Genomic DNA, 14,695 nt, shown 5'->3' on the forward strand with positions numbered 1-14,695 from the left:
TGGGCGAGAAGGTATCGTGGCACTGGGGCTTTGGCGCGGCAGGCATTGGCATGGTAATCGGCTTGATCACTTATCTATCCGGGCGAAAGTACCTGCCGCCCGATCCGGTCATCCGGCGCGAAGTCAGAGCCAAGCTGACGCGCGCAGAATGGCGCCGGATATTTGCACTGCTGTGCCTGATGTTGCCTTACAGCCTCTATAATGCCGCGGCGTTTCAGGCTTACGGCATTATGTATGTCTGGGCCGACAAAGCGGTCGATCGCAATGTGCTGGGTTGGGAAGTTCCGGTCACCTGGATCGGAATTATCGATGGAATTCTGACGATTGTGGGGATTTTCATCGCCAGCCGGATCTGGCTTGCGCTGGAACAGCGCGGGCGTGAGCCGCATGATTTCACCAAGCTCGCGATCGGCTATGCCGGGGTTGGAGCAGCATTCCTGTTTGCTGGCGCAATCGCCCTGTTGCCGCTGGTCCCAATCTTGCTGTGGGTCGCGTTCTTTGTCATCCTCGATCTCTGGTACGGCTGGGCAGATCCGCCGCTCCAGGCACTGGTATCGCGCGATTCGCCCGCCTCGGTGACCGCGACGATGATGGCTCTGCTGTCCGTCAGCACGATGTTCAGCTTTTTCCTGATCGGCTGGATGGGCCGGTTTTTCGAGCCGCTGGGTCCGCCGCTCTACTGGACCCTGGTAGCAGCGGTCGCGGGATCGGGCGCGCTGTTCATGGTCGTATTCCGGGGGCCGATCCTGCGGCTGCTGGAACCCGAAGCGGAATAGGCCCGCGCGCTGGTTCAGGCGCAAAGGGCTGCGCCGGTTCGAGCGTGGGGCGGGTCTAGCCCACCTCGAACAGGGTATAGACTGGCCCGGTCGGGGTTTGCTGGCCGGTTCCCACCACCACCGCATTGTTCAGCCATGCGTACCGTTCGTCGCCGCATTCAAACCTGGCGGTCATCGCCAGCGAATATTCGTGCGGTTCCAGCAATTCGCCCTTGGCGAACCGGCGCATCGCTTCGGGAGCGGCCAGGAACCGGCCCTGATAGGCCAGATAGATCAGCGCCGAATCCTGGGTTTCCAGGGTTAGCCGGACATCGATCGCCATCACGCCATCGGGCCGGTTTATCAGCCAGTCCGCCCCGCCAAGTACCGTTCCGCTCAGCCGGTCGCCCGCAAAGCTGCCGCCCGTTACCGGCGCAATCCGGCGCAGCCCGGCCGGGGTTTGCCCGATCGATTTGATCCCGGCGTAATCAACGGTCAGCTGCATGGTCAGCAGGTGGTGGTGTGCAAGAACAGTCATTGCACAAGACCTAGCAGCACGGCACATTGCGCGCAAAGGGAGACGGGCAGGCATGGATATTATCGCACGGCGCCCCGCGCCATCGGTGCAGGATGTGCTGGCGCAGGACACCAATCCCGCGCCCGCCGTGATGCGCGAAGAAAGCCCGGCAGCCGGCCAATCGAGCGCTGACGTTTCAATCGATCGCTATTTCGCGCGCGATTGGCACGAGCGCGAGGTGGAACAGGTCTGGCGCAAAACCTGGCAACTGGCCTGCCGACTCGAACACATTCTCGATGTTGGCGATCACGTGGTTTACGAAATCGTCCGCGATTCGCTGATCGTGATCCGCACCGGCCCGGATGAAGTGCGCGCCTATATCAATTCATGCCTGCACCGCGGCACCATGCTGCGCACCGAAGCGGGCTGCGTGAACCAGTTGCGCTGTCCGTTCCACGGCTGGACCTGGGATCTGCAGGGCCAACTCAAGATCATTCCGGGCCAATGGGATTTCCCGCATGTCGACAAGGCGGCGATGAACCTGCCAGAGGCAAAGGTCGGCACCTGGGGCGGGTTTGTGTTCGTCAATTTCGATCCAGACTGCGAACCGCTCGAAAGCTACCTGGAAAACCTGCCCGAACACTTCGCCGCGTTCAATCTGGAAGACCGCTATATCGCCGCGCATGTCGCCAAGGTGATGCCGTGCAACTGGAAACTGGCGATGGAGGCCTTTGTCGAGGCTTACCACGTGCCTTACGCGCACCCGCAAGTGCTGGGTTATTACGGCGATTCCAACACCCAATACGACGTCTGGGACGGGGTCCGCCATGTCAGCCGGATGATCAGCGTGCAAGGCGTCCCCAGCCCCGCAATGAAGGGCATCGCGCCCGAACGTACGATCGCGGAAATGCGCCGCGACGTGCCATTTTTTGCCGGAAAACCGATCGAAGTCGGCCCGGGCGAGACGGCGCGCGGCAAACTGGCCGAGCGCGCGCGCGAAAGGATCAGCCGTTCGATCGGCCGCGATATGTCGGACCTGTCAGACACCGAATCGCTCGATCTGATCGAATACATGCTGTTCCCCAACATGGTGCCGTGGGGCGGACAGGCCTTGCCGATCACCTACCGGTTCCGCCCCTTTGAGGACGATCCCGAACGCTCGCTGATGGAAATCATGTTCCTGTTTTCCAAGGCGCCCGACGGCAGCCATCCCGAACCGGCCAAAATGACCATGCTGGGCGAAGACCAGAACTGGAGCGATGCGCCCGAACTGGGATCGGCCGCGATGGTCGCCGATCAGGATACAGATAACCTGCGCCGGATCCAGAAAGGCTTGCGCACTTCGCGCAAGCCGGGCGTCACGCTGGCGCGCTATCAGGAAAGCCGCATCCGCCATTTTCACGAGACGCTGGACGCCTATATGGCGGAGGCCGGAAAATGAAATTGCCAGGGGGCCTGTAAGCCGGGTTCTGTAGCGCGGATGGTATCCCGGCCGAGTTGCCTCTTGGGGACCAGCACCGCACTGGCAGCCATTCCTCTAGGCGATGCATTGCTGCACCGCTCAAGCAACCAACCCGGGCGACTGGCTCGAAACAAGCCTGCTCTTGCGAGCGCGCCGCCCCTATTCGGTCTTGCTCCGGGTGGGGTTTGCCGTGCGAGCCTTGTTACCAAGGCCCCGGTGCGCTCTTACCGCACCCTTTCACCCTTGCCTCATGAATGAGGCGGTCTGCTCTCTGTGGCACTTTCCCTGGACTTCGCAGCAAGCCACTCGTCCGGCGGGCGTTACCCGCCACCCTTGTTTCGTGGAGCCCGGACTTTCCTCGCGGTTCTAACGAACCCCGCGGCTGCCCGGCCCCCTGGCGGGCCTTACCTAGTCTTTCCAGCGTCGCGATCCAACAACAAAGAAAACAGCATCGCCGAACACTCCCCGTCGACCAGCCCGTCGATGATATGCGGCCGCCACCTGCGCTGGAAGGCACGCATCGCGGCGGGCATGTCGGAGATGTCGTAGCCCCAGCGTTCGAGGCCAAGGAAGAACGCGCCGTCGTTCTCGAACGGCGAAGGCGCGGTGACGCGCGGGGTCTTGAGCGCGAGGCGGTGCGCGGCGAGCAGGTCCCAGTCGAACAGTTCGCCCGGATCCTCCTTGCGCGCCGGGGCGATATCGCTGTGGCCCACGACATTGGCACGCGGCACATCCCAGCGCTGGACGATCCCGGCGAGCAAGGGCAGCAGCGCTTCCATCTGCGCGTCGGGGAACGGGCGATAGCCGAATTCGTGCCCGGGGTTGACGATCTCGATCCCGACTGAAGCCGAATTGACATCGGTGATGTTGCGCCAAAAGCTTTTGCCGGCATGCCACGCGCGGCGGTCTTCGCGGACCAGGCGGTGGACGGTGCCATCCTCCTCGATCAGGTAATGCGCCGAAACGCCCGCTTCCTCGCTGCGCAGCCGCGCCAGCGCTTCATCGGCGCTGGGCATCCCGGTGTAGTGCAGCACCACCATCGAGACCGGCAGCTGCCGCGCGTTCCAGTTGGGCGACGGGCTTTCGAAGTCGATCAGTTCGTCCATCGGTTCCCCATCACCCCTCCGGCAGCACTGCGCCCATCACCAGCGCATCGTCGCTCAGCGCAAATTGCAGACCGCCGCCCTGTTGCTGCGCCAACTGGTGCAGCATCCAGGCTGGCGCGGTACGGCTGGACAGGTCCGCGATCGGCAGGGAGCCATCGAGCGCGCGGCCGATATCGCCATCGAACGCGATCCTGGGGCCGGTCGCGCGGACCACGATTTCGCTCGCCCCGCCGCGGCTTTCGACGCCGACATCGAGCGTGCCGCCGCGGATCAGCGCGTCGATCCCGATATGCGCGAGGTTGAGCAGCACCTTGACCGCGGTCTTGGGCAGCGCATCGACCCCCAGCGCCCATTGCACCGTGATCCGCTCGTTCCCGGCCACCAGCGCATCGATCAGCGCCTTGGGTTCATCCACCGCCACGCTCGAACCAAACCCGCCCGCTGCCCCGAACGCGAGGCGGAAGAACTTCAGCTTGTCGGCGCTGCTCTTCGCGCTTTGTTCGAGCAGCTCCATGCAGCGCTTGCGCATTTCGGGGTCTTTCTCCTCGGCGAGGAGTTCAAGCCCGTTGGTCATTGCCCCCACAGGAGACAGCAAATCGTGGCATAGCCGCGAACAGAGCAAAGCGGCAAGGTCAACGGTATCGGTCATCTGGGCCCCTGAATGCGTTACCCTCAACCCTTAGCCGTCCAGGAGTCGCGTGGGAAGCGGTTCGAAACCTTTGGCCGTATCACGCCACCAGCTGACCGATCCGGCCGCCACAATCGCCCAGATGCGGCCATCGCCGCTGGCCTGCGCGGCATCGGTTGCGGAGGGCCGCGCCAGGCCATTGGGGTGCGAATGGTAATAGCCGAGCAGTTCCAGCCCGCCGCCCCGCGCCGCACGGTGCGCGCCGATCAGCGCGCCGGGATCGATCTCGAAATGACGTTCCGGCCGGGGGTGCACATTGGCGGTGGGCTGGGCCAGCGCCACACGCTCGCCCTGCCCCAGCAGCAAGCCGCAGCATTCGCGGGGGTGTGCGCGCGCCGCTTCTGCGATCAGTGTGGCTATCGTGCCACTTGTCAGGGTCAGGACCATCCCCATCTGCTTAGCAATGATGGGGGATGTTTCCATAATTTCCGGCACGATTGCCGAGGGTGGCCAGCGGCTCGACAAGGCCTTGGCCGAAGCGAGCGGGCTGTCGCGCGAACGGGTCAAGGCCTTGATGGGCGAAGGCCGGGTGCTGCTGGGCGGCAAAGAAGCCCACCAGGCCAGCCACAAACCCGAGGCAGGCACCGCGTTCGAGATCCGCGTGCCCGCAGCCACTGCGACCGAGGCGCAGGCGCAGGATATTCCGCTGACGGTCGTCTACGAGGACGCCGACCTGATCGTGATCGACAAGCCTGCCGGGCTGGTGGTTCACCCCGCGGCCGGCAATCTCGATGGCACGCTGGTCAACGCGCTGCTGCACCACTGCAAGGGCGAGCTTTCGGGGATTGGCGGGGTCGTGCGCCCGGGGATCGTCCACCGGATCGACAAGGAAACTTCTGGTCTGTTGGTGGTCGCCAAAACCAACAAGGCGCACGAAGGGCTGGCCAGGCAATTTGCCGATCATTCGATCGAGCGGGCTTACTTTGCGGTTGTTTCGGGCCTGCCCAAGCCGCCGGCCGGCACGGTCAGCAGCCACATTGGCCGGTCAGACCATGACCGCAAGAAGATGGCAGTGCTGCATGAGCACAACAAGCGCGGCAAACATGCGGTCACACATTACCGGCTGATCGAGGCGCTTGGCGGCGCGTCGCTGGTCGAATGCCGACTGGAAACCGGGAGAACCCACCAGGTGCGGGTTCATATGGCGTCAATTGGCCATCCGCTATTGGGCGATCCCGTTTATGGCCGCGCGCCCACGAAGTTCCGCCCATTGCTCAACCAGCTTCACTTCGCCCGGCAGGCGCTGCACGCCGCAGTGCTGGGCTTCATCCATCCGCTCACGGGGGAGGTGCTGCGGTTCGAAAGCGCGCTGCCTGCCGATATGGCGGGGCTGTTGGTCGAATTGGGGAGCAATACCATTTCTACTGCGTTATAAGTGAAAGCCATGTGGTCTTCCGCCGCAGACGCCTGTTAAGGGTCTGCAAAGGTGGGCCGACGAAGAAAGGACGAATGAAACCGATGTCCGACGCAAAGCGCAAACTGCCTGCCCGTTCCGGTAGCACCCTGCCCAGCCTTTCGGGCGAGCAGGGGCTGAACCGCTATCTGGCCGAAATCAAGAAATACCCGATCCTGACGGCTGAGCAGGAATACATGCTCGCCAAGCGTTATGCCGAACACCAGGACCCTGAAGCCGCGGCCCAGCTGGTCACCAGCCACCTGCGACTCGTCTCCAAAATCGCCATGGGTTACCGCGGCTATGGCCTGCCGGTTTCCGAACTGATTTCCGAAGGCAACATCGGGCTGATGCAGGGCGTCAAGAAATTCGAGCCCGATCGCGGCTTCCGCCTCGCCACTTATGCGATGTGGTGGATCAAGGCGAGCATCCAGGAATTCATCCTGCGCAGCTGGTCGTTGGTCAAGATCGGCACCACTGCGGCGCAGAAGAAGCTGTTCTTCAACCTGCGCCGGATGAAAAAGAACCTCGACGCATACGAGGATTCCGATCTCCACCCCGATCAGGTCAAGAAGATCGCAACCGACCTTGGCGTGTCCGAGGCCGAAGTGGTCAACATGAACCGCCGGATGATGATGGGCGGCGATGCCAGCCTCAACATCTCGTTCAACGAAGACGGCGAAGGCCAGTGGCAGGATCTGCTCGAAGACAATGGCCCGCTGCAGGATCAGCTGGTTGAAGAAGCCCAGGAAGCCGGCAACCGCCACGCCCTGCTGACCGAAGCGATGGACAGCCTGAATGAACGCGAGCGCCACATCCTGACCCAGCGCCGCCTGACCGAGGATCCCAAGACGCTTGAGGAACTGAGCCAGGAATACGGCGTCAGCCGCGAACGCGTTCGCCAGATCGAAGTGCGGGCGTTTGAAAAGCTGCAAAAGGCGATGCTGCGGATCGCGGGCGAAAAGCGGCTGCTGCCCGCCGCCTGAGCGCCCGAGGGCCGGACTGATAAAATCGGTCCGGCACTCCAAAGTTGTCGATTCCGTCAAAGACACGCGCTGCGGGCGTGATAAACCTGTACGCAAGGCCGGGGCAGTCCTTCAGGAAAGCCGCCGTCTTTGACCGAGTCGGCGAGCTCCGCCCTCTCGCAGCGCAATTGGAAGGAACGACTATGCGTAAGCCGATCATTGCCGCCATTCTGGCGACCACGGCGTTGGCCAGCCCGGCCATGGCTCACGACGATGCCTGGTACATCGAAGCCGATGGCGGGGTGGTATTCATCGACGATCTCGATTTCGATCTCGATCACGCTTCCAACCCGTTCGGACTTCCGTCGGGCAGCCGCGTCGCCACGCTCGACACCAAACACGGGTTCGATGCCGGGGGAATTTTCGGCTACGATTTCGGCAATTTCCGGCTTGAAGCCGAAGCCAGCTATCGCCGCGCCAATGCGCGCAACATGCTGGTCAACAGTGGACAGGGCAATTTCCCGCTGGCCGCCGCAACTGGCCGTGTCAGTGCGTTGAGCTTCATGGTCAATGGCCTGGTCGATCTTGGTCCCGATGACGGCCCGCAGGTCTTTGCTGGCGGCGGTGTTGGCTACAGCCACAGCCAGGTCAACGTGTTCGCGTCGCCCGATCCTTCCGCCGATTTTGCGATCAACGGCGCCGACGATGGCTTTGCCTGGCAACTGCTCGCAGGGGTCCGTTATCCGCTTAGCGATCATGTCGATATCGGCCTGAAATATCGCTATTTCAATCAGGGCAGTGTCGAACTCCCGGCGACCTACACCCTTGCACGGAACATTTCGGTTGAATCCGTCGGGCCCAGAGCGGTCGTCGGCGGCACGGCGTACACCGATGTTGTCACCACCAAGGTGCGCTCACACTCAGCGATGCTGACGCTGAGCTACAACTTCCTGCCGCCGCCGCCGCCGCCAGTCGAAGCAGTGGAGGTGATGCCCGAACCCCCCGCACCGACTCCCCCCCCGCCCCCGCCGCCTCCGCCGCCGCCGGTGTGCAACAAGGGCCCCTACATCGTGTTCTTCGATTGGGACAAGGCTGATATCACGCCCGAAGCAGCCTCGATCCTTGACAGCGCGGTGGCAGCCTATGGCAACTGTCAGACCATTCCGATCATGCTGGCGGGCTATACCGACCGTTCGGGCTCGGCCACCTACAACCAGGGCCTGTCGGAGCGCCGTAACGCTTCGGTTACGGAATATCTGACCACACGCGGCGTTCCAGGCGGGGCAATCACCAGCCAGGGCTTTGGCGAGGCCAACAACCGCGTTCCGACCGCTGATGGCGTCAAGGAACTGCAGAACCGCCGGGTGGAAATCACCTATGGCCCGGGCTCGGGGATGTAGCGCCCGCACTTTGCCCGATAAATCGGGGGTCGGAGCAATCCGGCCCCCTTTTTGTTGCGGACGCTTCGTGGCGCGCTAGATTGGTCCGGCATGCTGCGTTTCTTCAAACCCACCCGCCGTTCGGATCACCCTTCGCTGGCCGGCTGGATCGGCTGGTTCATCGGGCGTGCGATCATCTGGTTCGTGATCGGCAGCGTCAGCTTGACGGTGCTCTATAAATTCGTGCCGGTGCCGGTGACGATCACGATGATTGCCGATCCGCACGGGTTCGAGAAGGACTGGACCAGCCTTAACAAGATCGACCGAACGATGGTCGATGCGGTGATTGCCGGGGAAGACGCCAAGTTTTGCAGCCACAGCGGCTTTGATGGCGCTGCGATCGAACAGGCGATCGAGAAGAACGTCAGCGGCAAGCGGCTGCGCGGCGGCTCCACCATCAGCCAGCAGACCGCCAAGAACGTGTTCCTGTGGCAGGGCCAGGGCTGGACCCGCTATCTGCGCAAGGGGCTGGAAGTGTGGTTCACCGTGCTGATCGAGAATATCTGGGGCAAGCGGCGGATCATGGAGGTTTACCTCAATGTCGCTGAAACCGGGATCGGCACTTACGGTGTCGAGGCCGCGGCGCAGCGCTATTACCGGCATTCGGCCGTGCGGCTGAGCCCGGTTGAGGCAGCGCGGATCGCCGCTGCGCTGCCGGCGCCCAAACGCCGCGCGGTGGTCGATCCGGCAGGCTTCACCCGCCGCCACGGCAACGCCATCGCCGCGCGCAGCGGCGTGGTCCGCAATGAAGCGATGGATGCCTGCGTTTACGAGTGAGGGTACCTAAGTCTCCCCATCGACTTGCGATGGGGAGGTGGCAGTTCCGCAGGAACTGACGGAGGGGTAATGCCGCGAAGGCAGAGGCCCCTCCGTCTCGGCTTCGCCGATCCACCTCCCCATCGCAATCGATGGGGAGGAGCTTCGTGCCGCCAACGAAAAAGGGGGCGCCGCAGCGCCCCCTTCCCGTTTCATTCGTGGCCGCGTTCGGATCAGAACTTGATCCGCACCCCGACGCGCACCGCGTAAAGCGACTGGCGGGTCTGCAATATCTCAGCCGGTGCGACGACCGACGAGTAGCGATACTGTGCACAAGGCTGAGTCGACGAGGTGTTGATCTGTCCGGCGGTCGGCGCCGTGCCGGTCGGGACAGTCGTCACGTTCAGGCACTGCACACGAACAATCGCGGCGTTGTAGGGGAACTGCACCTGGCGCAGCGAACCCCAATCCTTGTTGATCATGTTGAGGACGTTTTCAACATCGGCAAACACTTCCAGCTTCATCCCTGGAACCATCGGCACCGGCAGTTCCTGGCCAAAGTGAAGGTCGATCTTGAAGAAGCTCGGCGAGCTCTGGCTGTTCTTCGGCACGATCTTGCCGCGATATTCGTCGAGCCCCAGCGTGGTAACCAGATTGTTGAAATTGGTCTGGCTGGTCGTTGTATCGAAGGTCACCTTGGTATCGCCCACGGTCGGCACGTAGAGCAACATGTTGCCGAGGTTGCCCACCGTGCCGAACACGGTACCGCGGGTCCCGGTCGCATCCAGCATGGTCACGCTATAGGGACGGCCAGTGCGGTATTCACCGAACACGCCGATCGTGGTCTTGTTTTCGCCGAAGAAGGCATGGCGATAGTTCATCCCGAACTTGATCTGGTCGGTGTACTCATAGATCGAGCGGCCATAAGCGGGCAGGTTCGGATTTTCGAAGGCGTTGTTGTTGTAGTTCGACGACGAGGTCGACGAGGTCAGGCTGGAGCGGTCCTTGACGTCCGAGCGGGTGTAGCTGGCATCGACGTTGAGATCGCCAAAGCGCTTTTCGATGCGGAAGGTGCCGAAGATGCCGCGGCCGTCTTCGGTGTTGGTCAGCATCAAATCGCGGTTGGTGGTGGCAACGCCGCCGATCGGGCCATAACGGGTACGGCCATCTGGCAAAATTCCGACGGTCAGCGGATTGAGCGGCACAGAACGCAGGTCGGTCCACAAGTAACCGTCCAGCGTCTTGTCATAGACAAACTGCAAGCCCACCAGCCAGCCATCACCCAGCGGACCGAGATCGGCCTCGTAGTCGATCGCTGCGGTGAATTTCATCTTGCTGGCGATGTTCAGCTTGGGATCGATCACGTCGGTCGGCGCGGTGGCCAGCGATGCGGTGTTGGTGGTCAGGAAGTTGATCACGCTTTGCGCGATCGTGCCGTTGGTCACGCCGTTGAGCGCGCCGCAGGTCGCCCCCGAAGCGGCGCAGTTCGCCTGCGTCAATGTCACGCGGTTGGTCAGCTGGCCGGTGTTCGAATAGACGTTCGAGAGGAACACGTCGGGCGTACCGCCGCCGAAGATGCCCACGCCGAGCTTGATCGCCAAGCGATCGGTCGGGTTCCAGTTGAGCGCAAAGCGCGGCTGGAACAGGCCAAGGCCGTTAAAGGTCTTGAGGTTCGAGAAGCCGACGCGGTTGGTGAAATTGCGGTTCAACGCCGGCAGCTGGTTGTTTTCGAACAGGTCATAACGCAGGCCCACGGTCATCGCGAGCGTATCGGTAACCTGCCATTCGTCCTGAATTCCGAAGGTCCAGTTCCTGGTGCTGAACGCCGCCGCCGCGTTGTTCGGATCATTTGACGGCACCGCGTTGGAATAGCCCAGTTGGCTAAGACGACCATTGTTGAAATCGGCCAGCGAGTCGAAGTAATATTCACCCAGCGAACGCTGCACGAACAGGTTGTAGACATGGACGTTGGTATAGCCCGCCATCAGCCGCATCGAGTGATCGCCAAATTCGACGCGGCCGGTCAGGTCGACCGAGAAGTTTTCGGTGTTGAGCGCGTTCGAGTGACGCGAAATGTCCGGACCGAAAACCAACGTGGTGCCCGCGCATGAGGTGACGCTGCCCGCCGAGGCGGCATCGGTGCAAACCGTGAACTGCGGGAAGGACGCGCCGAACGGGGTCTGGCCGCGGTTATAGTCACGATACGAAACGCGCGCCGTGGTCGAGATCGTGTCGGTCCAGGTCGAGTTCAGTTCGAAAGTACCCGAATTGATCTCTTCACGCAGTTCGTAGCCGTTCGACTGGTAACCCAGCGACGGCGAGGAGCCCAGGAAGGTGCCTTGCTGGAACTGGTTGGTGCCGACGTTGCGGATATAGGTGACCGAGGCGCGCTGGCTGTCCGACAGGTTCCAGTCGAGCTTGGTAACGATCTTTTCGTCACCTTCATTGGTGGTCGAGATCAGGCCCAGCGTGTCGTAGCCATAACGGCTTTGCGCGGTCGCGCTGACGCTGTCGATCAGGCTCTGAGTCAAACCGGGAACCTGGGTGGCGAAGCCGGTGCCGAACCCGGCGTCGAGCGGCTGGCCTTCCTTGGTCCGCTCGTAAGCGACCATGAAGAACAGCTTGTCCTTGATCAGCGGGCCCGAAAGCCAGCCGCCATACTGGTTGGAATCGAAGTTCAGTTTGACCGTGGCAGCGCGGGTGCGGCTGCCGGTCAGGCCATCGCCGGTGTAGGAATAGAAGCCGCCGCCATGTAGCTTGTTCGATCCCGAACGCAGCACCACGTTGATCGCGCCGCCCTGCATGTCGCCTTCGGCGATGTCATAGGGGGCGACCTTGACCGAGAACTGTTCGATCGCATCGAACGGCACCGGGCCGCGGTTGGTGGGCAGGCCACCGTTGTTGAGGCCGAAATCGTCCGACATGGTCATGCCGTCGACCGAGAAGCGGTTGAGGCGGCCGTTGTTGCCGGCGATTTCGATGGTCCGGCCGTTGGTCAGATCGATCGTGGCAAGCGGATCGCGGCGCGCGAGATCGCGGATGTCGCGGTTGACCGAGGCGGCGCCATCGATTTCGGTGCGGCCAAGCGCGGTGGTCGGTCCATCGGTCAGCGCGATCTTGGGCTGCAGCGTGGTCGCGGTGACGACCAGGTCCTGGTTCTTCTGCAGGGTGATCGGCAGTCGCGCCGGGTTACCGGCCTGCAGGTAAAGTTCGGTCACCTGGGTCTGGTCAAAGCCATTGGCATCGACCGTCACGGTGAAGGGACCACCGACGCGCAGGCCGTTGGCGGCAAAAGTGCCGTCGGCCGCAGTGGTGGTGGACAACGTGGTGCCCGAGGGTTCGTGAACCACGGTAACGGTGGCGCCGGCCACCGGACCCGCATCGCCGGTCACCGTGCCGCGCACGGCCGATGAGGTTTCCTGAGCATAGGCCGGGGCGGCAAGGCCGCAGGCCAGCGAGACGCTGGCAACACTGGCGGCAAGGAAGAACTTGAATTGCATGGCTAACTTTTCCCCTGATGACCGCCTTTGGCGGCCTGCTTTGACCCAGAAAATCCGATCCCGGAAAGGCCCGGCGAATCGGCGGCCTGCTCTTGTGCAATCGCTCATACAGAGCGCGCGGCCCTTGCTAAACAAGCGGATGTGACGCGGGTGTGACATGCAGCGGGACAGTCACACGGCCGCGCTGCCCGGCTTGTAATCCTGTTACGCACAAAGCCCGATGTACGTAATGAAGTTGCCGTATCTGGTTAAATCTACGCTGTTTCCTCAGGATTTCCCCGGACCGCGCACAGACGATTCTTGCTGCACTGCGGCATTTGTGCAACGCTGCGCTGGAAAGCAGGACAATGGCCGCCGCGCAACACGAACATTCGCACGATCACGGGCACGGCCACCATGGCGGGCACGGGCACCATCATCCCGCGCCGTCGAGCCACGGGCTGGCATTTGGCATAGCGGTTGTGCTCAATTCGGTGTTCGTGGTGGTCGAGGTCATCGCCAGCTATATCAGCGGCTCGGCAGCGCTGCTCGCCGATGCCGGACACAACCTGGGCGATGTCCTGTCGCTGCTGCTGGCCTGGGGGGCCAGCGTGCTGGCCGCGCGCCCCGCTGGCCCCGGCTTTACCTATGGCCTCAAATCTAGCTCGATCCTGGCAGCGATCGCCAATGCCGCGCTGCTGTGGGTGGCGCTGGGCGCGGTGCTGCTCGAAACGTTGCAGCGCTTCTGGCAACCGGCCGAGGTCAACGGCCCGCAAGTGATGCTGGTGGCGGCGGCGGGGATCGCGATCAATGTGTTTTCCGCGCTGTTGTTCGCGGGTGGCCGCAAGACCGATCTCAACCTTGCCGCAGCGTTCCAGCACCTGATGGCTGATGCGGTGGTATCGGCCAGCGTGGTCTTTGCCGGTCTGGTGATCTTTCTGACCGGGCAGAACTGGATCGATCCGGTGACCAGCCTGGTGATCACCATCGGCCTCGCCTGGGGCAGCTGGGATCTGCTCAAGGATGCGGTGAAGATGGGCCTGCTCGCGGTGCCGCGCCATATCGATGAAACTGCGGTGCGGGCGTATCTGGGCGGGCAGGCCGGAGTGGAGGCGGTCCACGATCTCCACATCTGGGGGATGAGCACCACCGAATCTGCGCTGACCGCGCATCTGGTCATGCCCACCGGCCAGCCGGGCGATGCGTTCCTGCGCGAATTGGCGCAAGAACTGGAAGCGAAGTTCGGCATCCATCATGCAACCGTCCAAGTGGAAACGACTTCCGTCGATTGCAGCTTGCATGAGGGCCACCGCCATTGACAGGTTCGTTCATGCGCCGTTCGGGCTTTCCGGACTAGGCGCGCTTATGCCTGCGGGCACAACCGGAGTTTGAAACCAATGGCTTTTTCGCGTCACTTCTCGCTGCTAGCCGGTGCCATGGCCACCGTTGCCATTGTCGCTCCCGCCTTCGCGCAGGATGCCAAGGCGGTGTTTGAACCGCGCTATGCCGAACTGCACAAGGCCAGCGAAGCGCGCGATTTTGCCGCCGCCGCCAAGCTGATGACCCCCGCCTACGAAATGGTCGATATCCGCGGTGATTCGCACACGATGTCCGAAATGCAGGACATGATGGGGCAGATGCCGCAGGATCCGAACATGAAGCCCAAGTATGAGATCGTCTCGGCCACGATCAGCGGCACCACCGCGACCGTGCAGAACAAGATGGAAATGCACATGTCCCGGCCGATGGAAGACGGCACCACCGCCGAACTCGACGTCACCGTGATCAGCGAAGACACCTGGGTCCAGCAAGGCGGCGTGTGGCTGCTGAACAAGACCGTGCAGAAGGACCTGTCAGTCTCGAAGGACGGCGAAGTGGTGTTCCACCAGGCGGTCTGATGCGTTCCTGATTTTGAAGCCTCTCCAAACCTTTCCCGGTCGGAGAAGGTTTGGGGTCGCCCCCTATTACCAAGGTGTAATGAGCAAATCCTATAGCTCCCTCCCCGGTGGGGAGGGGTTGGGGGTGGGGGTTCGACGCCAGCAAAGACGCGAGGCCAAGCGGCCTCGCTGCCCCAAACCCGACCCCACCCCCAAGGGGACCGGGGCAATGAGTAAAACCCAAAGCACCATGGTTAA

General features: G+C 62.5%; 13 protein-coding genes and 1 other RNA gene. 8 read left to right on the top strand and 6 right to left on the bottom strand.

All coding sequences use genetic code 11. The features are described from left to right. A partial coding sequence (locus RMN99_RS13320; RefSeq protein WP_309623811.1) for an MFS transporter occupies positions 1–776 on the top strand: 776 nt, incomplete at its 5' end. Between the two features lie 55 nt (positions 777–831). On the opposite strand, the gene RMN99_RS13325 is transcribed toward RMN99_RS13320, so the two are convergent. Then, positions 832–1,293, bottom strand: coding sequence for a DUF3237 domain-containing protein (locus RMN99_RS13325; RefSeq protein WP_309623812.1), 462 nt, complete (start codon positions 1,291–1,293; stop codon positions 832–834). Positions 1,294–1,345: 52 nt separating this feature from the next. Here RMN99_RS13325 and RMN99_RS13330 point away from each other — a divergent pair, with 52 nt between their 5' ends. Beyond that, the gene (locus RMN99_RS13330) at positions 1,346–2,713 is read left to right on the top strand and encodes an aromatic ring-hydroxylating dioxygenase subunit alpha (RefSeq protein WP_309623813.1); all 1,368 of its coding nucleotides are present in this window, start codon (positions 1,346–1,348) and stop codon (positions 2,711–2,713) included. Position 2,714: 1 nt separating this feature from the next. On the opposite strand, the gene rnpB is transcribed toward RMN99_RS13330, so the two are convergent. From rnpB to RMN99_RS13350, 4 genes are all read right to left on the bottom strand, one after another. Continuing rightward, positions 2,715–3,132: RNase P RNA component class A (gene rnpB / locus RMN99_RS13335), an RNA gene on the bottom strand. A gap of 6 nt (positions 3,133–3,138) precedes the next feature. Further along, entirely contained in the window at positions 3,139–3,840 is a 702-nt protein-coding gene (locus RMN99_RS13340) for an N-acetylmuramoyl-L-alanine amidase (RefSeq protein ID WP_309623814.1), read from the bottom strand. A gap of 10 nt (positions 3,841–3,850) precedes the next feature. Next, on the bottom strand, positions 3,851–4,489 hold the full coding sequence (locus RMN99_RS13345) for a histidine phosphotransferase family protein (RefSeq protein WP_309623815.1): 639 nt from the start codon (positions 4,487–4,489) through the stop codon (positions 3,851–3,853). A 30-nt stretch (positions 4,490–4,519) separates the two neighbouring features. Then, entirely contained in the window at positions 4,520–4,915 is a 396-nt protein-coding gene (locus tag RMN99_RS13350; protein ID WP_309623816.1) for a M67 family metallopeptidase, read from the bottom strand. A gap of 19 nt (positions 4,916–4,934) precedes the next feature. Here RMN99_RS13350 and RMN99_RS13355 point away from each other — a divergent pair, with 19 nt between their 5' ends. The 4 genes from RMN99_RS13355 (at position 4,935) to mtgA (ending at position 9,102) form a co-directional block, all read left to right on the top strand. Beyond that, entirely contained in the window at positions 4,935–5,903 is a 969-nt protein-coding gene (locus RMN99_RS13355; protein ID WP_309623823.1) for an RluA family pseudouridine synthase, read from the top strand. Positions 5,904–5,986: 83 nt separating this feature from the next. Next, a complete protein-coding gene (gene rpoH / locus RMN99_RS13360) occupies positions 5,987–6,907 on the top strand; it encodes an RNA polymerase sigma factor RpoH (protein ID WP_309623817.1) in 921 nt (306 codons plus the stop codon). A 182-nt stretch (positions 6,908–7,089) separates the two neighbouring features. Then, entirely contained in the window at positions 7,090–8,286 is a 1,197-nt protein-coding gene (locus tag RMN99_RS13365) for an OmpA family protein (protein WP_309623818.1), read from the top strand. 90 nt (positions 8,287–8,376) lie between these two features. After that, entirely contained in the window at positions 8,377–9,102 is a 726-nt protein-coding gene (gene mtgA / locus RMN99_RS13370) for a monofunctional biosynthetic peptidoglycan transglycosylase (RefSeq protein WP_309623819.1), read from the top strand. 212 nt (positions 9,103–9,314) lie between these two features. On the opposite strand, the gene RMN99_RS13375 is transcribed toward mtgA, so the two are convergent. Next, positions 9,315–12,581 (bottom strand): carboxypeptidase regulatory-like domain-containing protein, encoded by a 3,267-nt coding sequence (locus RMN99_RS13375; protein ID WP_309623820.1) that lies wholly within the window; start codon positions 12,579–12,581, stop codon positions 9,315–9,317. A gap of 347 nt (positions 12,582–12,928) precedes the next feature. Here RMN99_RS13375 and RMN99_RS13380 point away from each other — a divergent pair, with 347 nt between their 5' ends. Together RMN99_RS13380 and RMN99_RS13385 are read left to right on the top strand one after the other, a co-directional pair. Next, on the top strand, positions 12,929–13,879 hold the full coding sequence (locus RMN99_RS13380; protein ID WP_309623821.1) for a cation diffusion facilitator family transporter: 951 nt from the start codon (positions 12,929–12,931) through the stop codon (positions 13,877–13,879). A 78-nt stretch (positions 13,880–13,957) separates the two neighbouring features. Continuing rightward, positions 13,958–14,458 (top strand): nuclear transport factor 2 family protein, encoded by a 501-nt coding sequence (locus RMN99_RS13385; RefSeq protein WP_309623822.1) that lies wholly within the window; start codon positions 13,958–13,960, stop codon positions 14,456–14,458. Positions 14,459–14,695: the final 237 nt, after the last annotated feature.

The organism is Novosphingobium sp., assembly GCF_031417815.1.
Taxonomy (GTDB): Bacteria; Pseudomonadota; Alphaproteobacteria; order Sphingomonadales; family Sphingomonadaceae; genus Novosphingobium.